A 21,365-nucleotide genomic window follows, 5' to 3' on the forward strand; every position below is an offset into this window, starting at 1 on the left:
TGTGAGCCGCCACCGTCGGGTGTGATCCCGTCGCGCGGCGCCTCTCCGACGCCCTTAACAGATTCCCGCCCGAAGAGATGGAGGATGAACGACCCGGCAGTCGACGTGGTCGAGCTCCTCGTGACGGCCAGCCGGTTCGACGACGACCGGTCGCTGGACGCCGACGACCTCCCCCCGCGGTACCGTCGTGTGTTCTGGACGGACCACGACGACGAGGACGGCCCGGGCGGGATTCAGCGTCCACTCCGGGTCACGGAGTCGACTGCGACCACCGCCACCGGCGTGGAACGCCCGTGGGCGGCCGTCTCCGACGAACTGTTCACCGAGCGCGACGAGTTCGACGGCACGCTCTCGCTCACCCAACCCGAGATGGCCGCCTCCTGGCTGCTCGACCGGGTCGACGACGAGCGCGTCCGGTCGAACCCGGTGCTCGCGAAACTCGCCGAGGAGACCGACGCCGACGTGGACGTGACCTACGAGGAGGCGCGCGACGACACCCGTCCGATCCAGGCGGACCGCGTCTGGATCGACGCCCTGCTGGAGGAGTACTTCGACGAGGAGGAGGACGAGGACGCGGAGATGCTCGACCTGGTCACCGTCCGCGCCCCCGAGGAGATCGAGACGACACTCGACGATCTCGTCTTGACCGGCGACCAGGAGGGAGAGATCCAGAAGCTCGTCACCGCCATCGAACACCGCGACTACCTCGCGGAGATCGGCCTCCGCGAGATCGGGAAGCTGCTGTTCGTCGGCCCGCCCGGGACGGGGAAGACCAGCGTCGCCCGCGGGATCGCCCACGACCTGGGGCTCCCGGTCGTCGAGGTGAAGCTGTCGATGGTGACGAGTCAGTACCTCGGCGAGACGGCCAAGAACGTCGAGAAGACCTTCGAGGTCGCCAAGCGGCTCGCGCCGTGTATCCTCTTCATCGACGAGTTCGACTCCGTCGCGAAGACCCGTCGCAGCGACGAACACGCCGCCCTGAAGCGTGCGGTGAACACCCTGTTGAAGTCCATCGACGACATCTCGCTGATCAACGACGAGGTGTTGTTGATCTCGGCGACGAACCACCCAGACCAGTTGGACGCCGCCGCGTGGCGCCGGTTCGACGAGATCGTCAACTTCCCGAAGCCGGACCGGGAGATGCGGGCCGACATCCTCCGGATCATCACCCGCGAGATGGAGATCGGCGACTTCGACCCGGAGGTCGTCGCCGACAAGACGGAGGGGTTGACCGGGAGCGACCTCCGGATGGTGCTCCGTGAGGCGGTGTTGGAGGCGCTGACCGACGGCCGGCGGACGATCACGCAGGCCGACGTGATGGACGCCGTGAGCGACTTCGAGGAGCGCGACAACCTCAAGAACATGGACATGATCGACGGCGAGGGCGCCGCGGTCGCGGGTGACGGCGGTCACGAACACGAGCACGATCACGACCACTGACGACCCACGGAGCGGCGAGTGGCTCAGTCGTCGTCCGGGTCGGATTTCGCCTCTGCTTCCGTGTCGTTGGTGATCAGTTGGCTCTCGAAAGACGGTACGTCGTCAGAGGAGACAGTTTGATCGTCTTCTTCTGTGGGTTCGTCGTCACTGGACGACTCGCCGCTGTCACTCATCGGTCGCCCGACGAGTTTCTCCGTCGCCGATCGACTCGAAGTGGCCCTTGAAGACGACCTGACCTTCGAACGACGGGACATCCTCTGGGTCCGGTTCTTCGGACCCTTTGTCGGATTGTTTCGGAGTGTCAGTGCTCATGACTCGTTGTAGACGGCCAAACGTGTTCAATCTTCGGTGGGGTCGAGGTCCCTGTACCGCCAGTACCGTCTTAACTGTCCGACGATACCCGTTCGCCACGTGTAGATGAGCAACGCACAGATCACGAGGAAAGTCATCCACAGCGGGACTCCAGAAGACAGGATTCCGTATACGCCGACAGCGAGACAGACGATTCCGTAGACGAGGAACGACACTGTCGCCGTACCCAGCGGTGCGTTTTTCGTATTCGTTTTGAAGTTCACCTGCGCCCACTCGGAGTAACTGTCGACGATACCGTACAGCTTCTCACGGTCGGTGTATTCACCGTAGAGTAAACTGTTCAAGTCGCGCCCACTCAGGCCTTCCCGCATACTCGATGCGGTGTACGTCAGTGCAGCCAAGGCTGTCGAGACGAGTATCGAAACGAACCCAGCTACCACGAATCCACTGCCCGACTGTGGGGCGCCCGTGGTGATTCCGGAGAGTCGGCTACTGCCTACCACGGAGAACCCGGTGAGAGAGATACTCAGAAGTATGAGGTTCAGTCGTAGAATCTTGGCGGCCTTCGTGTCGATGTCGTTGAGTGTAGATACCTGTTGATCGATGGTCCTGTGTGCCTCTTCTCTCGCAATCTCGAGGATATCTATCTCGGTATCCGACGACCCGTCCGACTCGTCCGCTGTCATGCGGTACGTTACTAGTGCGTATCAATTGAAGTTTTTGATAGAAGTCTACATAGACTATTTGTTATATTACACTGAAATACAGATAGGAAAGACACGTCTCCCGACACCTTTTCGATCCGTCACTCCCCAGCACACACCACACATGGACGGACTACTCGCCGCGGTCGGGCTGGGCGTCCTCCTGGTCGGGACGGAGGCGTTCTTCACCGCGTTGAGCGTGGTGAACCTCCGGCACCAGGAGACGGCCGTCGCCGACAACAGCGAGTGGATCGTCTCCGAGTTGGGGATCGACGACCCGGAGGAGGCGCTGTCGTACCACCGCGTGAAGACCGGCGTCTCCAAACTCCAGTCGTGGGTGACGCTGGGCCTCCTCTTGCTCGTCCTCTTCTCGGGGCTGTTCGCCGACCTCGTCGGCGCACTCGACGCACTCGGACTGTCGCCGCTCGTCGAGGGGCTCGTCTTCGTCGTCGGGCTCGTGCTCGCGATCCAACTGCTGTCGGTGCCGTTCGACGTCGTCGACACGTTCGTCGTCGAGGAGGTGTACGGGTTCAACAACCAGACGCTCGGGCTGTGGCTCCGTGATCAGGTGATCGGGACTGCGATCTCGCTGGTGTTCGCGGTGTTGCTCGGCGGGGCGCTGTTGTGGTTCGTCGAGGCGGTTCCGCTGTGGCCGGCGGCCGGGTGGGGGCTGGTGATGGCGTTCACGATCGCGTTCACGGTGATCAAACCGCGCGTGATCGACCCGCTGTTCAACGAGTTCACACCCGTCGAGGAGAGTCCGCTGCGGGACGCCGTCGACGAGGTGTTCGAGCGGGCGGGCTACCGCACGGACGAGGTGTACGAGATGGACGCGAGCCGGCGCTCCTCGCACTCGAACGCCTACTTCGTCGGGTTCGGCCCGGCCAAACGGGTGGTGTTGTACGACACGCTCGTCGAGGGGATGGAGACGGACGAGGTCCAGAGTGTGCTCGCACACGAACTCGCCCACTGGCGCGAGGGCCACATCTGGAAGTTCGTCGCACTGGGTGCGGTGCGGTTCGCGGTCGTGTTCGCCGTGTTGGGGTGGCTCGTCGAGTCGGGCGTCGTCTACGCCCCGTTCGCGGTACCGGAGACGGCGTACGTCGGACTGTTCCTCGGCGTGTTGTGGATCGCGCCGCTGAACCGCCTGACCAGTCCGCTGGAGAACTACGTCTCGTTGTCGTACGAGCGGGACGCCGACGCCTACGCCGTCGAGGTGATCGGCGGCGACGCGATGGCGCGTGCGCTGGCGCAGTTGGCGGCCGACAACCTCTCGACGCCGTTCCCGCACCCGTGGTACGAGACGTTCCACTACGACCACCCGCCGATTCCCGAGCGCATCCGCCGCGTCCGCGACCTCGACCCGGACGTAGACGCGCCCGGTGACGGCAGCACAGACCGCGGCGCAGATCCCGGAGCCGCCTCCGACTGAGCGCGACGCTCTACGGTTCTCGGTCGTCGGTCGGCGGAGTGTCGTCCGCAGCGTGGCCATCTGACGGCTCGTCGTCCGCAACGTGGCCGTCTGGCGGGTCGTCGGTCGGCGGGTCGACGTGTCTGTCGAGGAGCCACACGAGGCCGGCGAGACAGCAGGCGACGACGGCGGGCCAGTAGTCCGAACTCAGGTAGACGTTCCCCGCGGGCGGGAGCCAGTCCGTGAGCGGGTAGAGGTACGGCGGCGCGACGCCGTCGGCACGGATCACCAGCAGGTCGAGACAGAGGTGGCTCACACCGCCGGCGGCGAGCGCCAGCGCGGCCGGTCCTCGGTCGCCACGCCGGACGATCACGGCACCGAGTGCGGCGACGACGGCGACACCGCCCAGCGTGTGGTACCCCCACGCCGAGTACGGAATTCCGCCGACGCGACCCCACTGGACGCCGAGCAGGAGTGTGAGCTTCGTCGCGTCCGGCGCCACCGCTCCGACCGCCGCGAGGGGGAGGAAGCGCCGTGCGACGAGTCCACGCCGCGCCGCGAGTGTCCCGACGGCGGCGACGACGAGGACGTGTGTGAGCAGGTCGGCCACGACTCACCCACCCTCCGACGTGTCGGTGTCGACCGGCCCTCCGCCAGTCTCGTCGGGCGTCTCTTCTCTGGTCTCGCCGTCAGAGTCGGTCAATCGCGGAACGACGACGAGCCGATCCGTGTCGAGCCGCCAGCGCCGGAGGAACCACCCCGTCGCGAAGAGGATCCCGACCACGGAGACGACGTACAGTGACGTGCGTCGCTGTGACGAGACGACGACGGTCTCCGTGACGGCGATCCGACGTCCCGGACGGAGTTCCCCGTACACCTGGACGTGGTCCCCGGACGATACGGTGTCGGGAGAGAGCCCGACGACGACGAGTTCGAGTGGGTCGGCCGCGACCACGACCGAGGCTCGCCGTCCGTCGGTGGCCGTCTCGCCACCACTTCGCACCGCGACCACCGTCGTCCACAGGTGGACCCGCTCGCCGACGTGCTCCGGGTAGTCGCTCGCCAGTTCGCCGGCGTCGGGGTAGGCACTACTCCCGGCGAACTGGACGCCGTACCCGACGAGGAGGCCAGCGAGCACGACGAGGAGCACCGACACCGCCGCCGCTCGACGGACGCGGCCGCGTCGAGGGTCGTCGTCCGACGACAGCTCCGAGTCGTCCGGTCTCACGAGTCGACGCAGGGGGACGTGGTAGTTGGCTGTTGTGCTCGGACGCCGACTGCCGGTCCGACGTGACGAGGGGGACGGCACCACTCGGCGGTGAGGTGAGGGACGACACTGCTCGGCGGCGAGGGGGCGGAAACGTAACGGCTAAACGCCGTCACGTGCGAGTCGGCGGTATGCAACGACGCGCTGCGGCGTTGTACGCCGTCCTCCTCCTCGTGATCGGGGTGGCCTCGTTCTCGCTCATCAGTGTGGCCACGCCGCCGGAGTTGGCGTTCGAGGATCCGGACCACGAGTTGAGCGAGTCCGACGAGTTCACACTCGACGGGACGACGTACACCGTCGACACGATCGACGCCGAGATGCAGTCGAGTGGTGGCGGCGGTGGCCACGGCGGTGGTGGTGGCGGCGCCGAGTTGGTCCGCTCGGGGACCATCGTCTGGACGAACGAGTCCGCGCTCGCCACCGAGACGTGGGGTAACGGCTCCGAGGTGACCTACCAGAACGACACCTACGTCGCCGAGATCGAGGGTCCCAACGACACGGACGTGACCCTGCGTGAGGTGATCGACCGCACCGCGATCCTCCAGAACGACTCCAGCGTCCTCAACGAGACGCAGACCGTCGACGGGACGGAGTACGTCGTCCGCGAGGCCGACGACGGCACGCGGACGCTGCTCCCCACCGAGGAGTACTTCCCCGAGCCGGAGACGTACGTCTTCGACGGGGGTGAGTCGGTACAGTTCGCGGGCGAGGAGTTCACCGTCGCGGCAGTGAGTGCCGACGAGGCGCGTCTCTCGCGGGTCTCCCCCGAGGAGGTCGAGATCTCCGTCTCGAACCACGCCAACGTCACGGTCGGCGACCAGCGGTACTTCGCGCACTTCCCCGACAACGACACGCTCGTCCTGTCGGACGACTACACGGTCTACCAGCAGTACCAGAACGACCAGGACACCTTCAAAGAGCACGAGAACGGGATGTGGGGTGTCAGCATCGTCACCGTCGCCGGTGCGACGTTCTTGATCGCGCTGGCGTTCCTGCCGACGCGGTACTGAGCGGTCGCGTCTTCTGCGCTCTTCTCGTCGGCTCTCCGACTCTCCGAGTGTTTCGCCGTGTCGTCACACGTCGCAGGCCCCGTCCTCGGATCGCTCGTCACGCGGTGCTCACGACGTTCGAGCCTCGATACGGGCGCGGTGGGATTCGAACCCACGACCGTCGGATGGCTCCCCACGACGGCGGCGCCGACGCGGTTAGAAGTCCGACGCTCTATCCGGACTGAGCTACGCGCCCTCGCCCGACAGTGACGCCGCGACCGCAAAAAGCGACCCGGTTGACTCGCGGCTCCCACAGGGTTTAGGGGCGCCTACGGAGTAGTCCGCCCCGATGCGAGTACTGGGAACCGTCGGACTGCCGGGCAGCGGGAAGGGTGAGGCCGCGACCGTCGCCCGGGAGGCCGACATCCCCGTCGTGACGATGGGTGACGTGATCCGAGACGCCTGCCGCGACCGCGGACTCGACCCGGCGGAACACCACGGCACCGTGGCGAAACGACTCCGCGAGGAGGACGGCCCGACCGCCATCGCCGACCGCACCGTCGAGCGGCTCCGCGCCGTCGACGACGACGTGGTGCTCGTCGACGGGCTCCGTGCCCCCGCGGAACTCGACACGTTCCGCGACGCCTTCGGCGACGCGTTCACACTCGTCGCCGTCGAGGCACCGTTCGAGGTTCGAGCCGAGCGCGCCGCCGACCGCGGCCGCGACGACTCCGACGGGGACCGCGAGGCGTTCCGCGAACGCGAGGACCGCGAGAAGTCCTTCGGCCTCGTCGAGGTGATGGACCGCGCCGACGTGACCGTCGACAACACCGGCTCGTTGGCCGCCTACCACTCCCGAATCCGCGAGTTGCTGGGTGTCGACGACGCCGATGCCGGCGGGGACCGAGCGACGGACGAGGCGTCCGCGAATGGCGACGACCCCGCCGGTGGCGACGAGGGCGAGCGACAGGGGGAGCGCGACGACGCGACGGCGGACACGCCGGAGGCGGAGTGAGATGACGACGATCTACAGCGTCGACGCGCGCATCGAGACCCCCGTCGCGGACACGGAGGTGACCGACCGGGTGATCGACGCCGTCGAGGCGCTGTTCCCGGACGTCGAGGTCCACAGCGAGCCGGGGCGCGTCGTCGCGGAGACCCACTCGCTGCAGGGTTTCTCCGACCGGCTCCACGACCAGGAGATCCTCGACACCGCGCGTCGGGAGTTCCTCGAGGACGCCGACGAGGAGGGGTTCTCGTTCGCGCTGAAGAAACAGGCCGCCTACGAGGGGGTCGTCAACTTCGCCGTCGGCGAGTCCGACGAGTTGGGCGAGATCACCGTCACCGTCACCGTCCGCGAGCCCTCCGTCGCAGAGTACGTCGACCACGTCGCGCCGCCGACTCGCGACGGGACGCCGGTCGACCCCGACGGCGACGGACGCGGCGCTTCGAGTGGACCCGGCGGTGCGGGCGAGCGGTGACGAGCGGCGTCCCAGGGCAACGTCGGTGGCGACCCGAACCTCACCGCGACTCGACCGGGATCGACACCGACTCGGCCGCGTCGCCGTCGGTCGAGCGGTCGCGGGGGCGCTCGCTCTCGCCGCCGGGGAGCCACTGGCCGTCGGACTCGACGGCACGGCACGTGTTCTCGACGGCACGGCGCAGTTCGCGCCGGTTGTACCACGCGAGGAGTGGCCGCAGTGGGCCGAGCAGCGACCCGAACGGCACCGCGCCGAGGTCGTAGCGAGCGGTGTAGGTGAACCGCGTCCGGTCGTCGCCGACCGGTTCGAAGGTCCACTCGATCTCGCCCGCCAGGTCGCCGCTCATCGCGAACGCGATCCGGTCGGGTGGGTCGTACGTCGTCGTCTCCATCGCCCCGGTGAGCACCAGTCCGGCGATCCGGTAACCGTACAGCATCCGTCGGCCGCCGTCGGGTTTCTCGCGCACGTCGGCGATCCCGGTCACCGCCGGCGTCACCAGCACCTGCGCGTCCGGGTCGTCGACGAACGCGACCACCTCGGCGACCGGCGCGTCGATCACCGTCGTCGCGGAGAGTTCCATACCACACCTAGCGCGGCCGACGCCTAAGCGGTTCCCCCGCCGACGCTCCGCTCCGGCCCTCGGGACACGCCCTCGCGATCCGCCCGAGCCACGCTTATATCGGCGCCGCTCCTGACGATCCACAGTGACAGACACGCAGCGCACACGCCGGCCCACGGAACCGGACGGGTTCCACTCGCTGTCGCTCACGGACGAGACGCGAGCTACCCTCGACGTGGTCGGAACGCTCCCCGACTGGCTCTCGGGGGTGTTGCTCCGCAACGGCCCGGGGGCGTTCGAGGTCGGGGAGGCGAGCGTCGACCACTGGTTCGACGGGTTGGCGATGCCGACACGGTTCGGACTCGACGGCGCCGCCGACCGCGTCACCTTCCGGAACCGCTTCCTCCGGACGGACGCGTTCGCCGCCGCCCGCGAGGGGGAGTTCACCGGCGGGTTCGCGACCGGCGAGACCACGCTCCGCGAGCGCCTGTGGGGGATGTTGGTCGGAGAGCCGTACGACAACACCAACGTGATCGCCGAGCGCGTCGGCGACGACTACCTCGCGTTCACGGAGACGCCACGACAGGTACAGTTCGACCCGGACACGCTCGCGACGACGGGCGACGTGACGTACGACGGCGACGTACCCAGCGGACAACTCACCTGTGCACACGCCAGACGCGACCCCGACACCGGCCGGCTCGTCACCTTCGACACGTCGTTCGGGCGCCGCCACACTTACGAGGTGTACGAGATCGTCTCGCCGACGGACCGCCGCCACGTCGCCAGCGTCGAGACGGACCAGCCGAGCTACATGCACAGTTTCGCGCTCACGCCGAACTACGTCGTCTTCACCGAGTTCCCGTACGTGGTGGAGCCGCTGGCGTTCCTCAAACCCGGCCGGCAGGGGCCGTTCGTGGAGAACTTCCGCTGGGAGCCGGATCGTGGGACCCGACTCCGCGTCGTCGACCGGGCGGACGGCACGGTCGTCGCCGAGGCGACCGCAGAGCCGTGTTTCGGTTTCCACCACGCGAACGCCTACGAGGACGGCGACGATCTCGTCGTCGACGTGGAGACCGTCCCGGACGCGGAGTCCGTCGCCACGCTCTCGTTGGACCGGCTCCGGGCGGGCGAGTTGGACGTGCTGGGCGGCCGGATCGAGCGGTTCCGGATCGACCGCGGCGGCCACCGGGAGGCGCCGACCGTCGACCGCCGGCGGCTGTACGACGGCTCCGCGCTGCCGACCGTCTCGCCGGCGCGGTGGTGTCGCCCGCACCGCTACGTGTACGCTCAGCGGACCGCACAACCGGTCACCCAGTGGCCCACCGGCGTCGTGAAACTGGACACGGAGACCGGCCGCGTCCGCGAGTTCGACGACGGTGCCGACCACTTCTCGGAGCCGATCTTCGTCCCGCGGTCGGGGCGGCGGCCCGGCCACGGCGACGGTGGTCGCGGGAGCGGCGCGAGCAGCGGTCACGGCGACTGGGGTGACACCGCCGAAGACGACGGCGTGGTCCTCACCGTCGGGCTCGACACGGACGCGAGCCGGTCCCGGCTGTTCGTCCTCGACGGTGCGGACCTCGCGGAACTGGCACGCGTCACACTCCCGCTGGCGCTGCCGTTCGCCTTCCACGGGCGGTTCTTCCCGGAACTGACTCCGTGACAGGGTGTACGTGCGCTTCTGCACGGTCTCGCGCTCCCTCGACGAGTGTCTCTCTCCGGCCCCGACACGACCTGCGACGGGGGCGAATCCGGGTGCGGGAGCGGGTAGCTTTTTGAAGGTGCGTGATATACACTGCCCTGTATGTCAGACGACAACACAGTACGGAGACGACGGTTCGTGCAGGCGGCCGGTGCCGCGGGTGTCACGGCACTGGCCGGCTGTTCCGGCGGGAACGGCGGCGGAGACGGGGACGCAACCGGGACGACGACCGGCGGGTCCGGCAGTGGCGAGGGGCCGGACGCGTTGATCGTCATCGGCTACCCCGAAGACGGGACGCAGTTGTTCCGCGACTACTACGGTGTCAGCGACGGGAGCGAGGAGATCCTCGTCCCGGACGGGCTGCGCGACGGCGCACTCCCGGCACAGGTCGGCAACGACATGGCGAACGTCACCGGCACCGCACCCGCAGCGGGCGGCCCGGCACAGGAGGCGTTCACCACCAAGTTCGAAGAGGAGTACGGCGAGTCGCCGGGCGTGTTCACCTCCCAGTCGTACGACTCCGTCGCCGTCCAACTGCTGGCGAACGCCGCCGCGGGGGAGAACTCCGGCCCGTCGATCAGAGATCAGATGCGGCGCGTCGCCAACCCCGGTGGGATGGAGGTCACGCCGGACAACCTCGTCGAGGGGGTCGAGGCGGCCGCCAACGGCGAGGACGTGAACTACCAGGGGGCGTCGTCGGCGGTCAACTTCGACCAGAACGGCGACCCGGCGTCGGCCGCGTACGCCATCTGGACGTTCGCCGGCACGGACGAGCAGTCGACGAACACCGAGGACGTCCAGAACTTCGAGGGGGCCAACCCCGAGGGGAACGGCCCGTCCGCGGACAGCGGCCCCGGCGGGTTCGGTCGCGAGATGAGCGTCGGGATCCTGCTGCCGGAGACGGGGAACCTCGCCTCTGTCGGACAGCCGATGATCCAGGCGGCCGAACTCCCCGCGATGGAAGTCAACGAGGCGGACGTGGACCTCTCGGTGAACGCACAGGTCGAGGACACGGAGACCTCGCCGAACGCCGGGACCTCGGCCGCGAACCGGCTCGTCAACGCCGGTGTCCCGTCCGTCTGTGGGACCGCCTCTTCGGGCGTGAACGTCCCGGTCTCGAAGTCCGTCTTCATCGAGAACGAGGTCGTCGGCTGCTCGCCGTCCTCGACGGCGCTGTCGGTGACGAACCTCGAGGACGACGACTTCATCTTCCGGACGGCCCCGTCCGACCGGCTGCAGGGCCGCGTGATGGCGAAGGTCACCTCCGACCGGCTGAGTTCCTCGACTGCCGCGACGCTGTACGTCAACAACGACTACGGCCAGCAACTGTCGAACCGCTTCGCCAGCGTGTTCGAGGACACCTTCGACGGTACCGTCTTCCGACAGGTGCCGTACAACCAGGGCGAGTCGTCGTACACCTCCGTGGTGCAGGACGCACTCGCGCCGCAGTGAGGCGACGAGCGGGGTAGTACGTGGACGCGGCGAGCCGGCCGCGGCCGACTCCGACGACGTTTTCTCGTGTGGCCTCCGACGGAGAGTCCATGACGTTGCGGGTCACCTTCCTCGGCACGAGCGGGGCGGTACCGACGGTCGAACGCGCCCCCAGTGCGATCCACGTGAACCGCGAGGGTGAGTCGCTGCTGTTCGACTGCGGCGAGGGGACACAACGCCAGATGATGCGGTTCGGCACGGGGTTCGACGTGGACCACCTGTTCGTCACGCACCTCCACGGCGACCACGTGTTGGGGATACCCGGTCTCGTCCAGTCGATGGACTTCAACAACCGCGACGCGCCGCTGGCGATCCACGGCCCGCCCGGGTCGCGTCGCCAGCTCCAGTCGCTGGTCCACGCGGCGGGGCACGACCCGTCGTTCCCGGTCCGACTCAACGAGGTGACCGCCGACAGCGTGGCACTCGCCGCCGAGGAGTACGAGGTACGAACCTTCGAGACGGAACACCGCACCACCTCCGTCGGCTACGCGCTCGTCGAGGACGACCGGAAGGGGCGGTTCGACCGGCAAAAAGCCGAAGAGGAGTTGGGAATCCCACCCGGCCCGGCGTACGGCCGGCTCCACGAGGGGGAGACGGTGGAGTTGGACGACGGGCGCGTGATCGAACCCGAACAGGTCGTCGGCGAACCCCGACCGGGTCGAACGGTGGTCTACACCGGCGACACGCGCCCGGTGCCGGCGACGCGACGGGTCGCCGAGGGCGCGGACCTGCTGATCCACGACGCCACGTTCGCCGACGAGGCCCGCGACCGCGCCGAGTCGACCGGCCACGCGACCGCCCACGAGGCCGGTGAACTCGCCGCCGAGGCCGGCGTGCGGCGGCTCGCGCTCACACACGTCTCCTCGCGGTACGCGACCGACGCCGAGCGACTGGAACGGGAGGCACGTGCCGTCTTCGACGGCCACGTCGTGCTCCCGGACGACGGCCACGAGATCGAGGTGCCGTTCCCCGACGCGGACTGAGGCTGCCGCTTCGGACGCTTCACGACACCCCGGCGCGTCACGGCGTCGCGTCCTCGCCGGCGAGCCGGAGCGTCGGATCGTCGCGCTCGCGCCAGTCCGTCACCGACCCGGCCTCGTCGAGTCGTCGCTCGTAGTAGTCCAGCGGGTGTGCGGCGACCGCCCGGTGGTCGTCGGCGTTCTCACAGACGCCGTAGGCGGCCAGCGTCCGACAGGAGGGTGGCGGGTACTGACTCCCGTCGCCGTCGGCGACGACCGCGAGCGTCTCGGCGATCTCGTCGACGCCGATCCCGCCCGCGCACAGTTTCACGACGTCCTCTTGCCCGACGCCGACCGCCGCGAGGAAGGCGAGCAGCGCGAACCGCGCCTGTCGGGACACCTCCGCGCCGTCGCGTACGTCCGCGAGCAGCGACGCGAGACACGGCGGGAACAGTTCCGGCGCGAGCGTGTCCACGTCGGCGCGGCCGGTGCGCTCGGCGAGCAACGACCGCAGTTCCGCGACCTCCGCCTCCAACTCCGTCGCGATGGCCTCGCCGACACCGTCGAACGGGAGCCCCTCGCGGACTCGCGCACGGACCGCCGCCCGGAGTAGCCGGTACAGCTCCTCGCGTTCGACGCGGACGACTCCGTCGGCGAGTTCGCGGTTGACGAGTCGCCAGTCGTCACCCCACGCGGTGTCGACCAGCGAGAGGTACGCGCCGACGCCGAGGCGGAACCACTGTGGCTCCGGCGCGCCGCGTCTGGCCGGCTCCGGCTCGCACCGGTGCGCGAGGTCGAACTCCGTCAGCAGTCGCCGGAGGTCGATCCGGTCGGCACGGCCGTCGTCGCGCGCGAGATCTTCGGTGAACCGCTCGTGGGCGGTCTTCGCCTCCGCGGTGGCGTACTTCTCGACGGCCGCCTCCGTGTCGAGGAGGGAGACGAGGATCCGTGCGACCGGGTACGACAGCAGTTCCTCGCGGGTGTTCCAGTCGCGCGGACGCTCGCTGGCCGTCGTCCCCTCCAACAGTGCCCGCTCGACGCGCTCGCCGGCCCGTTCGACGACCGGGTCGGCCGTCGCCACGAGCGTCGCCAGGTCCACCTCCGCCGTCCGCACTGCCTCGCGAGCGCTCGACAGGAACGGGTACCGCGCGTCGAGGGGGTCCATACCGGTGCCGGATTGGAGTGGTCCGTGGGTAAGCCCTGCGGTCCCCGGAGTGGACGGTCGTCGGCACGAGACGCGGGTGACTACGACGGACTGTCACACCGGTGTGATCGGGTCACCGACGACGAGCGCGACTCACCGCCCGTCCCCGCCGTCGGCGGCGGTGTCGACGTTGCCGAACTGGAAGCCGGCCTCGCCGCGCGAGACGGACATCCCGACGAGATCCGGTCGCTGGCGGAGTTCCCCGGCGATCTCGCGGTAGGCGACGGCGGCCTCACTGTCTGGCGCGTGCGCGACCACCGGGATGCCGGCGTCCTGTGACTTCGGTACCGCCGGATCCTGCGGGACGTGCCCCAACAGGTCCGTGTCGAGGAACTGCGCGATCCGCTCGGCGGGCGGGGAGCGCCCGGTCCCGGACTTCGTGAGGACGATCCCACCGACCGGCGCCCCGGCCCGCTCCGCGACGGAGGTGGTCTTGTCGGCGTCGCGGACGGAGGCGACCCGTGGCGTCGAGACGAGGATCGTCGCGTCGGCGGCACCGGTCGGGACGACTGTCTCGCGGGACACGCCCGCGCCGGTGTCGATCACGACGGCGTCGTAGCGGGCCCGCAGCGCCTCGATCACGTCCGGGAACCGCGAGACCTCGGCGTCCATGAACCCCTCCAGCGTGGTGCCGGCGGGGACCAGGTCGAACCCGCCCGGAGCGGGGTACGTCGCCGCCTCGACGCCGCTGCGACCGGCCAACACCTCGTGGAGTGTCGGGCGGTCACCCACCTCCACGTCGAGGAAGTCGACGGCGTTGGCCATCGCCAGATCCGCCTCGACGACGACCACGGCGCGGCCGTCCGCGCCGAGTGCGGCCGCGAGGTTGAGGCTGGTCGTGGTCTTCCCCACGCCCCCTTTCGCGCCGGCGACCGCGAGTACCCGCCCGTTCATACCCGACAAGCGACCCCGAGTGTACTTAGTTCACTCGCCGACGGCGCGGCGTGGTCGGTGCGGATCGAAGACGACCCCTGGCCTCGGGTCGTGTCGAGCCGTGAGGGTCGGACGGTGTCGAGTCCCGCACGTCGCACGCGGACCTCGTGAGTGCTCAGAGATACGCGGCGTCCCAGCGGGTCGCCTTCCGGCGGTTGCCACAGGCACACTCGACGCGGCCCATCGCGTCCATCGTGTCCACGACGGTGTCGCAGGCGCCACAGAGGAACCCGCGGCGGGTCGTGCGGTCGCGATCCTCGTAGGTGACGTAGAACGGCGCCTGCCCGCCGCGTTCGGCCTCGTCCAAGGCGACGTAGATCCGCTCGCCGTCGGTGTCCGTCCGTGCCTCCGTCAACACCTGCTCGCCGCCGTCGTCGAGGAACTTCGAGTAGAACCGCTCGGTGAACGACTCGCCGCCGATCTCGATCTCGCGTTCCCCGGCGACGGTGAACCCCTCCTCCTCGTAGAACTCCGCGCCGGTCTCGTTGGCCGCGAGCACGCGCCCCTCGATCCGCTCGACACCGCGCGAGCGTAGCGTCCGCTCGCACCGCGCGAAGAGGTCTCGCCCGATTCCACGGCCCCGCTCGTCGGGGGCGACGTGGAGCCAGTCGATCTCGCCGACCGGCTCGCGGCGCTCGACGTAGTAGCTCTGGACGAACCCGACCACGTCGCCGTCGTCGTCCGCGACGACGAACACCGCGTCGTCGTCGTCGATCTCCCCCTCCAACTCTTCGGAGCCGTACCACGACTCGATCGCCTCGTCGATCACCGTCTCCGACAACGCGTGCCCGTAGGAGGCCGCCGTCGAGGCGCGCGCGATGGCTCGGATTGCGTCTACGTCCTCGCGGCGTGCGTTCCTGAGTCGCATGTGACTCCGTACGGCGTACTGGTACTAAACGGTGTGTGCCGTCGTCCCACGCTGGGAGCGGCGGTCCCGTCTCGACTGTGACACGTTCACAGATCCCCTCCGTTTCGGGTGGAGACCGGGAGACGGGAGGGACACGGGCGAGAGCGTGTCTGACGCGGGTCTGACGGTCGAATCGGTGCTCGGACACACCCTCCGAGTTGGGTCGAGCGGGTGCTGCGAGCAGTCGACGGGGGACGAGGGGTGCCGAGTGGGTGCTGCGATCAGTCGACGGGAGACGAGGGGTGCCGAGTGGGTGCTGCGATCAGTCGACGAGAGTCGAGCCGGCGCGAGTCCGGACCGGGGCGGTGAAGACGGTCGCGACCGGAGGCGTGGTATGGTCGTCGCGGATCTCCACGTACACACGACGGTCTCCGACGGGACGCTGACACTGGACGCGGTACCGTCGGCGGCGCGGGCCGCCGACGTGTCCGTCGTCGCGATCACGGATCACGACCGCTACCACCCGGGACTCGACGCGCCGGTCCAGACACTCGACGGGATCACCGTCGTCCGCGGGATCGAACTGCGGGTCGAGACGGACACCGAGCGCGTGGACCTGCTCGGCTACGGGCTCCACGAGACGGCGGCGCTGGCGGCGGAGTGTGACCGAATTCAACGGGACCGCCAGCGGCGCGGCCGCGAGATCGTCACTCGCGTCGAGGCCGAGACCGGTGTCGATCTGGACGTGACCGTCGAACCGGGGTTCGGGCGCCCGGACGTGGCCCGCGCCGTCGCCGCCAGCGACGCGCCGTACGACTACGGCGAGACGTTCGACGACCTGATCGGCGCGGGCCGTCCCTGCTACGTCCCGCGGGACGTGACGCCGGTCGACGAGGCGGTGCCACTCCTGCGCGAGGCGTGTGACGTGGTCGGACTCGCACACCCGTTCCGGTACGACGACCCCGCCGCCGCGCTCGATCTGATCTCGACGTACGATCTCGACGCCGTCGAGCGGTTCTACGACTACGCGGGCACAGACCAGCCCGACCCGACGCCCGTCGACGAGCTGGTCGACGCCGAGGGACTGCTCCGGACCGGCGGGAGCGACGCCCACGACGAGACCCTCGGCGTCGCCGGTCTCGACGCCGCCGACTGGGAGCGACTCCGGGCGCGCCTCGACACGAGCGCGCTCGGCGGTGCGTGAGGGAGGGCGACACGAGTGTGCTGGGCGGTACGTGAGTGTGGTCGACACGAGCCCGCTCGGCGGTACGTGAGTGTGGCCGACACGAGCGCGCTGGGCGGTACGTGGGTGTGGTCGAGGCGTGACCGCCGGTCCTCAGGGCTCGTAGCGGAGGCCGTAGAGGATACTGCCGAGCCCGGCGAGTTCGAACCCCTGAATCACGAGGTTGAGCGTCGTGACCGAGACCGGGACGACGAAGGCGAGCAGTGTCGCGACCGCGGGGACTCCGAGCACGAGGAGGAAGCCGACGCCGACGAACAGCATCGCACGGCTGCGGTTCTGGTAGTACCCCCGCAGGGCGATGTAGGCGATCACCAGTCCGAGGAGGACGCCGACGCCCTCACCGAGCAGTCTGAGGTGGCGGAGCGGCCGCTCGGGGAGTCCAAGTTGGAGTGTGTGTTCGATCATCGAGACCACACTCCCTGCTGGCCGGTCACATCTCCTCGATCACGCTGGTGAAGCGGTCGGCGAGCCGCTCGCGGCGACTGACGGAGCAGGTCACCACGTCCGGCTGGAGGTCGAACACCGCGCGGTCGAGCGTCGCGGTGTACACCTCGTAGTGGTCGCCGTCCGGGTCCAGTTCCGTCTCGGCGACGACCAAGCCGGCGTCCTCCAACTCCTCGAGTCGGCGGTACACCGTCGGCCCGGAGACGTCGCACGCCTCCCGCAGCGCGGCCGCCGACTGCGGCTCGCGCGCCGTCGCTTCGAGGATGGTCCGTGCGGCGTCGTCGGCGAGCAGCCCGGCGACCGTGCCGGGGTCGGGGTCGTCCGTCACTGTCTGGCACCTCTCGGGGCATCCGTCCGTGTCGGCACGGCGCTGTAGTGTAAATCTCTCGCCACCCGACCGCCGCGACGAGCGCCTCACCCGAGTACCCCCGCGCGTGACTTCACTGGCTGAAGCCACTGCCGGCCGTACTACTCTCGTCGGAACCCACGCGGAGACACGCATGGCAGTCGAGACGACCCGAACGATCCGGGACAGAATCGTCGCACCGCTGTGGAACCGCACCGAGAATCGCCCGCGGGCACTGTGGCGTGCCGTCGGCGCGCTGGTCGCCGGCGTCGCTGCGACCGCGCTCGGCGGCGTCGCCGCGTCGGCCGTCGACGGGCCGACGGTGCTCGGGAGTCTCGCCGCACAGGGTGTCGCCGCCGCGCTGGTCGTGGCACTCGTCGTCGCGTGGGCGCGCCTCGTCGACCGCCGGCCCGTGGCGGCGTACGGACTCGGGCTCGACCGCCGGTGGCTCGGCGGCGCCGCACTCGGCTTCGCGGTCGGGACACTCGGGTGGGGTGGCGCGCTGGCGACGAGTCTCCTCGCCGGGTGGGCACGCGTCGACGGGCTGTTCGTCGCCGGTGCGGCGTTCCCGTTCGGTGTGGGGATCGTCCTGTGGAGTTGCAACTGGCTCCTCGTCGGCGTCTGGGAGGAACTCCTCTTTCGCGGGTTGCTCTTGCGCAACGCCGTCGAGGGACTCCGCGGGCGACGACTCTCGGACCGGGCGGCCGCCGTCGGTGGGCTCCTCGTCACGTCGGTCGTGTTCGGTGGGCTCCACGCCGATCAGGCCGGCTCGGCGCTCGCACTCGGGTTCTGGACCGGTGCCGGCGTGGTCCTCGGTGTCGCGTACCTCACCACCGACAGTCTCGCCGTCCCGATCGGACTCCACGTCGCGTTCGACCTCGCGGTCAACGACGTGTTCGGGCTGTCGCGTGTGCGTCCCATCGGGGAGCGGCTCCCGACGGTCGTCGCGCCGGAGTTCACCGGACCCGATCGACTCGTCGAGATCGCCGGGTGGGTCAACAGCGTCTGGCTCGTCGTCGTCGGTCTCGGTGTGGTCGCTGCGACCGCGTGGTACGAGGGCGGCCTCCGACTGCGGCTGTCGGCGTACGAGTCCTGGTAGACGGGAACGGACAGGAACCACCGCGGCTCCCGTCGTCGACTCGCCCTCGCAGGCTCGCCCCGTACCCGACCACTTTTCCCCGCAGACGGCCTCGAACGGGTAATGAGTCAGTCGGGAGAACCCACGCCGGAGGTGTACGAGCGTGGGCGCGGCATGGACGCCCACAACCAGGCGATGCGGGAGATCCGTGCGGAGAAGGACGCCAGCTACGACCCACACGAGCCGACGCGCGTGTGGCTCGACGAGGACAACACCCCCGGCGGGGTGTACCAGTCGCTGACGATCATCCTCAACACCGGCGGCTGCCGGTGGGCCCGCGCCGGCGGCTGTACGATGTGTGGCTACGTCGCCGAGTCCGTCGAGGGCGGCTCTGTCACGCACGAGGCCCTGCTGGACCAGATCGAGGTCTGTCTGGAACACGAACGCGAGAACGCCGACGAGCCGGCGGAGCTGATCAAGATCTACACGTCGGGGTCGTTCCTCGACGAGCGCGAGGTGGGCGCCGAGAGCCGCCGTGCCATCGCGGAGACGTTCGCGGACCGCGAGCGGATCGTCGTCGAGTCGCTGCCGGACTTCGTCGACCCGGAGAAGGTGCGCGACTTCACCGACCGCGGGCTGGCGACGGACGTGGCGGTCGGGTTGGAGACCGCGACCGACCGAGTGCGACACGACTGCGTGAACAAGTACTTCGACTTCGCGGAGTTCGAGGCCGCCGCAGCGGGCGTCGCCGAGGTCGACGCCGACCCGGACACCGCCGACGCGGGCGTGAAGGCGTACCTCCTGATGAAGCCACCGTTCCTCTCGGAGGCGGAGGCGCTCGAAGACATGGTGTCGTCCGTCCGCCGCTGTGCCGACGTGGAGGGGTGTCACACCGTCTCGATGAACCCGTGTAACGTCCAGCGGTACACGATGGTCGACGAGCTACACTTCCGTGGCGGCTACCGGCCGCCGTGGCTCTGGTCGGTCGCGGCGGTGTTGGAACGGACCGCCGACGCCGACGCCATCGTCGTCTCGGACCCCGTGGGCCACGGCAGCGACCGCGGCGCCCACAACTGCGGGGAGTGTGACGACCGCGTCCAGACGGCGATCAAGGACTTCGACCTCCGACAGGACCCGAGCGTGTTCGAGCAGGTGTCGTGTGACTGCGAACGGACGTGGGAGTTGGTGTGTGAGGAGGGGGCGTCGTACAGTCAGCCGCTCGTCCGGTGACGGAACGCACGCCGCCGAGTGCGCCGTCGTGACCGCCAGCGGCGAGGACACACACCGCCGCCACCACCAGCCTCACACTGCCGGGGTCCCACGACACGCTCACCAGATGCAGATCGCACCCTTCGAACTCGAACGCTGGTTCGACGACCACGAACACGACGCGGAGATCATGCTGGCGGAGTCGGGGATCCGCTCGCTGCCCGCCGCCCGCTTCGACCTCGACCCGGGGAAACTCGGCTACGTGATCCCGACGGACGGCGACCCGGCGTTCCGCGCGGAGGTGGCCGCCCGCTACGACCGCAGTGCCGACGAGGTGGCGTTCACCTGCGGCACCCAGGAGGCGAACTTCCTCACCTTCCTCTCGCTGGTGAGCGACCCCGCCGCCCCGGGGCACGACGAGCGCGTCGGCCAGGGCACCCACGCCGTCGTCGTCACGCCCACCTACCAGGCGCTCCACAGCGTCCCCGCCGCCCTCGGGGACGTGACGCGCGTCCAACTCGATCCGCCAGAGTGGCGACTCGACACCGACGCCGTCCGCCGCGCCGTCCGCGAGGACACCGCCGTGCTCGTGCTCAACAACCCCAACAACCCGACCGGGCGCTACCACCCCGAGGCACGCGTCCGGGAGTTGTACGACATCGCGGCGGAACACGACGCCTACCTCTTGTGTGACGAGGTGTACCGTGGCCTCGCGCCCGACCCGCTCCCGCGCGTCGCGAGTATGGGTCGCCACGGGATCTCGACGACGAGTCTCACGAAGGCGTACGGCCTCGCCGGGACGCGGTTCGGCTGGGTCGCCGGGCCGGCGCCGCTCGTCCAGACGGCCGTCCGTTGGAAGGACTACACGACCATCTCCCCGTCGCTGTTCGGGCAACACGTCGCGAAACAGGCGCTGGGCGACCAGGAGACGGAGATCCTCGAGACGAACCGGGCGCTGGCCCGCGAGCACCACGAGATCGTCGCCGACTGGCTCGCCACCCACGATCTCGACTGGCACGACCCCGTCGGCGTGAACGCCTTCCCCGAGATTCCGGATGGGTTCGACGGGTCGCGCGACTTCTGCCGGACCGTCGTCGAGGAGGCGTCCGTCGTGCTCGCCCCCGGCGACGCGTTCGGGGTCGAGGGCCACTTCCGGCTCGGCTTCGGCCACGAGACCGCCGAGCTCCGCGAGGGGCTCGCGCGGATCGGCGACGTGATCGAGCGCCACGGCTCCGCGTGAGGTGTGTCTCTCGCGTGGAACCCGCTGCACACGACTCCTCCCAGGTCGACGGTGGCCACCCGCCCTCGACTCAGGCCAACTGCACGTCGTCGATCTCGTGGTGCCGAGCGGCCAACTCGCGGGCGGCCTCGATCGTCTCGCCGTCCTCGCCGATGGCGACGCCGCGGTCGTCGGGCAACACCTCGGCGAAGGCGACGCCCTGTCGTGAGACGGTGACGCCGCGGACCGCCGCGGGCGCCAGTGCGTTGGCGACGAAGTCCGCGGCGGTGTCGGCGTCCTCGACCACGTCGATCCGCGCCGACAGCAGGTCCTCGGCACGTTCGACGGTCTTGCCCGCCGGGCCGACCGCCTCGCCCTTCGTCCCGGCCGGGACGAGCACGACCAGTCGGTCGCCGTCGTCGTACACCAGACAGTCTCTAGGCGTCACGTCCGTCACGTCGGCGAACCGCCGCGCGTAGCGTCTCGCCTCGTCGTCGAGTTCGACTCGCATGTGTGAGTGAGTAGTG

Annotated in this window: 24 protein-coding genes and 1 tRNA gene; 12 read left to right on the plus strand and 13 right to left on the minus strand. The window is 69.3% G+C overall.

The window, feature by feature from the left end; genetic code table 11:
- The first annotated feature begins 84 nt into the window (after positions 1 to 84).
- The gene (locus tag RYH80_RS09740; RefSeq protein ID WP_370903673.1) at positions 85 to 1,440 is read left to right on the plus strand and encodes an ATP-binding protein; all 1,356 of its coding nucleotides are present in this window, start codon (positions 85 to 87) and stop codon (positions 1,438 to 1,440) included.
- A 23-nt stretch (positions 1,441 to 1,463) separates the two neighbouring features.
- Here RYH80_RS09740 and RYH80_RS09745 read toward each other — a convergent pair whose 3' ends face one another.
- From RYH80_RS09745 to RYH80_RS09755, 3 genes are read right to left on the minus strand one after another with little or no spacing between them, the layout of a single operon-like run.
- Positions 1,464 to 1,613 (minus strand): hypothetical protein, encoded by a 150-nt coding sequence (locus RYH80_RS09745; RefSeq protein WP_370903674.1) that lies wholly within the window; start codon positions 1,611 to 1,613, stop codon positions 1,464 to 1,466.
- Positions 1,606 to 1,752 carry a hypothetical protein gene (locus RYH80_RS09750; RefSeq protein ID WP_370903675.1) on the minus strand — a complete coding sequence of 49 codons (147 nt, stop codon included), beginning with the start codon at positions 1,750 to 1,752 and terminating at the stop codon, positions 1,606 to 1,608. The genes RYH80_RS09745 and RYH80_RS09750 overlap by 8 nt, the downstream gene beginning before the upstream one ends.
- 26 nt (positions 1,753 to 1,778) lie before the next feature.
- Positions 1,779 to 2,438: a hypothetical protein gene (locus tag RYH80_RS09755; protein ID WP_370903676.1), complete on the minus strand. Its 660-nt coding sequence runs from the start codon at positions 2,436 to 2,438 to the stop codon at positions 1,779 to 1,781.
- A gap of 142 nt (positions 2,439 to 2,580) precedes the next feature.
- On the opposite strand from RYH80_RS09755, the gene RYH80_RS09760 reads away from it, so the two are divergent.
- Positions 2,581 to 3,888, plus strand: a complete 1,308-nt coding sequence (locus tag RYH80_RS09760; RefSeq protein WP_370903677.1) for a M48 family metallopeptidase — start codon at positions 2,581 to 2,583, stop codon at positions 3,886 to 3,888.
- A gap of 10 nt (positions 3,889 to 3,898) precedes the next feature.
- Here the strand turns inward: RYH80_RS09760 and RYH80_RS09765 are convergent, their stop codons facing one another.
- Positions 3,899 to 4,477 (minus strand): metal-dependent hydrolase, encoded by a 579-nt coding sequence (locus tag RYH80_RS09765; RefSeq protein ID WP_370903678.1) that lies wholly within the window; start codon positions 4,475 to 4,477, stop codon positions 3,899 to 3,901.
- 3 nt (positions 4,478 to 4,480) lie between these two features.
- Positions 4,481 to 5,095 (minus strand): OB-like fold-containing membrane protein, encoded by a 615-nt coding sequence (locus tag RYH80_RS09770; RefSeq protein ID WP_370903679.1) that lies wholly within the window; start codon positions 5,093 to 5,095, stop codon positions 4,481 to 4,483.
- A gap of 170 nt (positions 5,096 to 5,265) precedes the next feature.
- On the opposite strand from RYH80_RS09770, the gene RYH80_RS09775 reads away from it, so the two are divergent.
- Complete coding sequence (locus RYH80_RS09775) at positions 5,266 to 6,144, plus strand: hypothetical protein (RefSeq protein ID WP_370903680.1); 879 nt, start codon at positions 5,266 to 5,268, stop codon at positions 6,142 to 6,144.
- A 130-nt stretch (positions 6,145 to 6,274) separates the two neighbouring features.
- Here RYH80_RS09775 and RYH80_RS09780 read toward each other — a convergent pair.
- Positions 6,275 to 6,379, minus strand: a tRNA-Arg gene (locus RYH80_RS09780).
- Between the two features lie 93 nt (positions 6,380 to 6,472).
- Here RYH80_RS09780 and RYH80_RS09785 point away from each other — a divergent pair.
- Both RYH80_RS09785 and RYH80_RS09790 read left to right on the plus strand, forming a co-directional pair.
- Positions 6,473 to 7,138: an AAA family ATPase gene (locus RYH80_RS09785; RefSeq protein ID WP_370903681.1), complete on the plus strand. Its 666-nt coding sequence runs from the start codon at positions 6,473 to 6,475 to the stop codon at positions 7,136 to 7,138.
- Between the two features lies 1 nt (position 7,139).
- On the plus strand, positions 7,140 to 7,604 hold the full coding sequence (locus tag RYH80_RS09790; RefSeq protein ID WP_370903682.1) for an RNA-binding domain-containing protein: 465 nt from the start codon (positions 7,140 to 7,142) through the stop codon (positions 7,602 to 7,604).
- A gap of 40 nt (positions 7,605 to 7,644) precedes the next feature.
- Here RYH80_RS09790 and RYH80_RS09795 read toward each other — a convergent pair whose 3' ends face one another.
- Entirely contained in the window at positions 7,645 to 8,184 is a 540-nt protein-coding gene (locus RYH80_RS09795; protein ID WP_370903683.1) for an SRPBCC family protein, read from the minus strand.
- A 124-nt stretch (positions 8,185 to 8,308) separates the two neighbouring features.
- Here RYH80_RS09795 and RYH80_RS09800 point away from each other — a divergent pair, with 124 nt between their 5' ends.
- The 3 genes from RYH80_RS09800 (at position 8,309) to rnz (ending at position 12,339) form a co-directional block, all read left to right on the plus strand.
- Entirely contained in the window at positions 8,309 to 9,826 is a 1,518-nt protein-coding gene (locus RYH80_RS09800) for a carotenoid oxygenase family protein (protein WP_370903684.1), read from the plus strand.
- 141 nt (positions 9,827 to 9,967) lie between these two features.
- Entirely contained in the window at positions 9,968 to 11,317 is a 1,350-nt protein-coding gene (locus RYH80_RS09805; protein ID WP_370903685.1) for an ABC transporter substrate-binding protein, read from the plus strand.
- Positions 11,318 to 11,406: 89 nt separating this feature from the next.
- Positions 11,407 to 12,339 carry a ribonuclease Z gene (gene rnz / locus RYH80_RS09810; RefSeq protein ID WP_370903687.1) on the plus strand — a complete coding sequence of 311 codons (933 nt, stop codon included), beginning with the start codon at positions 11,407 to 11,409 and terminating at the stop codon, positions 12,337 to 12,339.
- A gap of 37 nt (positions 12,340 to 12,376) precedes the next feature.
- Here the strand turns inward: rnz and RYH80_RS09815 are convergent, their stop codons facing one another.
- The 3 genes from RYH80_RS09815 to RYH80_RS09825 all read right to left on the minus strand — a co-directional run bounded on the left by RYH80_RS09815 (position 12,377) and on the right by RYH80_RS09825 (position 15,320).
- The gene (locus RYH80_RS09815) at positions 12,377 to 13,480 is read right to left on the minus strand and encodes a DNA primase (RefSeq protein WP_370903688.1); all 1,104 of its coding nucleotides are present in this window, start codon (positions 13,478 to 13,480) and stop codon (positions 12,377 to 12,379) included.
- A 132-nt stretch (positions 13,481 to 13,612) separates the two neighbouring features.
- Positions 13,613 to 14,413, minus strand: coding sequence for a P-loop NTPase (locus RYH80_RS09820; RefSeq protein WP_370903689.1), 801 nt, complete (start codon positions 14,411 to 14,413; stop codon positions 13,613 to 13,615).
- 154 nt (positions 14,414 to 14,567) lie between these two features.
- Positions 14,568 to 15,320, minus strand: a complete 753-nt coding sequence (locus RYH80_RS09825) for a GNAT family N-acetyltransferase (RefSeq protein ID WP_370903690.1) — start codon at positions 15,318 to 15,320, stop codon at positions 14,568 to 14,570.
- A gap of 373 nt (positions 15,321 to 15,693) precedes the next feature.
- Between RYH80_RS09825 and RYH80_RS09830 the strand changes: the two genes are divergently transcribed.
- The gene (locus RYH80_RS09830) at positions 15,694 to 16,503 is read left to right on the plus strand and encodes a PHP domain-containing protein (RefSeq protein WP_370903692.1); all 810 of its coding nucleotides are present in this window, start codon (positions 15,694 to 15,696) and stop codon (positions 16,501 to 16,503) included.
- 132 nt (positions 16,504 to 16,635) lie between these two features.
- Here the strand turns inward: RYH80_RS09830 and RYH80_RS09835 are convergent, their stop codons facing one another.
- On the minus strand, positions 16,636 to 16,947 hold the full coding sequence (locus tag RYH80_RS09835; protein WP_370903693.1) for a DUF7521 family protein: 312 nt from the start codon (positions 16,945 to 16,947) through the stop codon (positions 16,636 to 16,638).
- A 25-nt stretch (positions 16,948 to 16,972) separates the two neighbouring features.
- The gene (locus RYH80_RS09840) at positions 16,973 to 17,314 is read right to left on the minus strand and encodes an ArsR/SmtB family transcription factor (RefSeq protein ID WP_370903695.1); all 342 of its coding nucleotides are present in this window, start codon (positions 17,312 to 17,314) and stop codon (positions 16,973 to 16,975) included.
- Between the two features lie 172 nt (positions 17,315 to 17,486).
- Between RYH80_RS09840 and RYH80_RS09845 the strand changes: the two genes are divergently transcribed.
- The 3 genes from RYH80_RS09845 (at position 17,487) to RYH80_RS09855 (ending at position 20,859) form a co-directional block, all read left to right on the plus strand.
- On the plus strand, positions 17,487 to 18,431 hold the full coding sequence (locus RYH80_RS09845) for a CPBP family intramembrane glutamic endopeptidase (RefSeq protein ID WP_370903696.1): 945 nt from the start codon (positions 17,487 to 17,489) through the stop codon (positions 18,429 to 18,431).
- A 102-nt stretch (positions 18,432 to 18,533) separates the two neighbouring features.
- Entirely contained in the window at positions 18,534 to 19,640 is a 1,107-nt protein-coding gene (locus RYH80_RS09850; RefSeq protein ID WP_370903697.1) for an archaeosine biosynthesis radical SAM protein RaSEA, read from the plus strand.
- 106 nt (positions 19,641 to 19,746) lie between these two features.
- Positions 19,747 to 20,859, plus strand: coding sequence for an aminotransferase class I/II-fold pyridoxal phosphate-dependent enzyme (locus RYH80_RS09855; protein WP_370903698.1), 1,113 nt, complete (start codon positions 19,747 to 19,749; stop codon positions 20,857 to 20,859).
- A gap of 70 nt (positions 20,860 to 20,929) precedes the next feature.
- Here the strand turns inward: RYH80_RS09855 and RYH80_RS09860 are convergent, their stop codons facing one another.
- Positions 20,930 to 21,349 (minus strand): NusA-like transcription termination signal-binding factor, encoded by a 420-nt coding sequence (locus RYH80_RS09860; RefSeq protein ID WP_370903699.1) that lies wholly within the window; start codon positions 21,347 to 21,349, stop codon positions 20,930 to 20,932.
- Between the last annotated feature and the right edge of the window lie 16 nt (positions 21,350 to 21,365).

The sequence above is a fragment of the Halobaculum sp. MBLA0147 genome (assembly GCF_041361345.1).
Taxonomy (GTDB): domain Archaea; phylum Halobacteriota; class Halobacteria; order Halobacteriales; family Haloferacaceae; genus JAHENP01.

What these genes read in the sequence shown, in the direction of transcription:
- RYH80_RS09740 (WP_370903673.1), top strand. Translation starts at nt 85, where the DNA reads ATGAACGACCCGGCAGTCGACGTGGTCGAGCTCCTCGTGACGGCCAGC.
- RYH80_RS09745 (WP_370903674.1), bottom strand. Translation starts at nt 1,613, where the DNA reads ATGAGTGACAGCGGCGAGTCGTCCAGTGACGACGAACCCACAGAAGAA.
- RYH80_RS09750 (WP_370903675.1), bottom strand. Translation starts at nt 1,752, where the DNA reads ATGAGCACTGACACTCCGAAACAATCCGACAAAGGGTCCGAAGAACCG.
- RYH80_RS09755 (WP_370903676.1), bottom strand. Translation starts at nt 2,438, where the DNA reads ATGACAGCGGACGAGTCGGACGGGTCGTCGGATACCGAGATAGATATC.
- RYH80_RS09760 (WP_370903677.1), top strand. Translation starts at nt 2,581, where the DNA reads ATGGACGGACTACTCGCCGCGGTCGGGCTGGGCGTCCTCCTGGTCGGG.
- RYH80_RS09775 (WP_370903680.1), top strand. Translation starts at nt 5,266, where the DNA reads ATGCAACGACGCGCTGCGGCGTTGTACGCCGTCCTCCTCCTCGTGATC.
- RYH80_RS09785 (WP_370903681.1), top strand. Translation starts at nt 6,473, where the DNA reads ATGCGAGTACTGGGAACCGTCGGACTGCCGGGCAGCGGGAAGGGTGAG.
- RYH80_RS09790 (WP_370903682.1), top strand. Translation starts at nt 7,140, where the DNA reads ATGACGACGATCTACAGCGTCGACGCGCGCATCGAGACCCCCGTCGCG.
- RYH80_RS09795 (WP_370903683.1), bottom strand. Translation starts at nt 8,184, where the DNA reads ATGGAACTCTCCGCGACGACGGTGATCGACGCGCCGGTCGCCGAGGTG.
- RYH80_RS09805 (WP_370903685.1), top strand. Translation starts at nt 9,968, where the DNA reads ATGTCAGACGACAACACAGTACGGAGACGACGGTTCGTGCAGGCGGCC.
- rnz (WP_370903687.1), top strand. Translation starts at nt 11,407, where the DNA reads ATGACGTTGCGGGTCACCTTCCTCGGCACGAGCGGGGCGGTACCGACG.
- RYH80_RS09815 (WP_370903688.1), bottom strand. Translation starts at nt 13,480, where the DNA reads ATGGACCCCCTCGACGCGCGGTACCCGTTCCTGTCGAGCGCTCGCGAG.
- RYH80_RS09820 (WP_370903689.1), bottom strand. Translation starts at nt 14,413, where the DNA reads ATGAACGGGCGGGTACTCGCGGTCGCCGGCGCGAAAGGGGGCGTGGGG.
- RYH80_RS09825 (WP_370903690.1), bottom strand. Translation starts at nt 15,320, where the DNA reads ATGCGACTCAGGAACGCACGCCGCGAGGACGTAGACGCAATCCGAGCC.
- RYH80_RS09830 (WP_370903692.1), top strand. Translation starts at nt 15,694, where the DNA reads ATGGTCGTCGCGGATCTCCACGTACACACGACGGTCTCCGACGGGACG.
- RYH80_RS09835 (WP_370903693.1), bottom strand. Translation starts at nt 16,947, where the DNA reads ATGATCGAACACACACTCCAACTTGGACTCCCCGAGCGGCCGCTCCGC.
- RYH80_RS09845 (WP_370903696.1), top strand. Translation starts at nt 17,487, where the DNA reads ATGGCAGTCGAGACGACCCGAACGATCCGGGACAGAATCGTCGCACCG.
- RYH80_RS09850 (WP_370903697.1), top strand. Translation starts at nt 18,534, where the DNA reads ATGAGTCAGTCGGGAGAACCCACGCCGGAGGTGTACGAGCGTGGGCGC.
- RYH80_RS09855 (WP_370903698.1), top strand. Translation starts at nt 19,747, where the DNA reads ATGCAGATCGCACCCTTCGAACTCGAACGCTGGTTCGACGACCACGAA.
- RYH80_RS09860 (WP_370903699.1), bottom strand. Translation starts at nt 21,349, where the DNA reads ATGCGAGTCGAACTCGACGACGAGGCGAGACGCTACGCGCGGCGGTTC.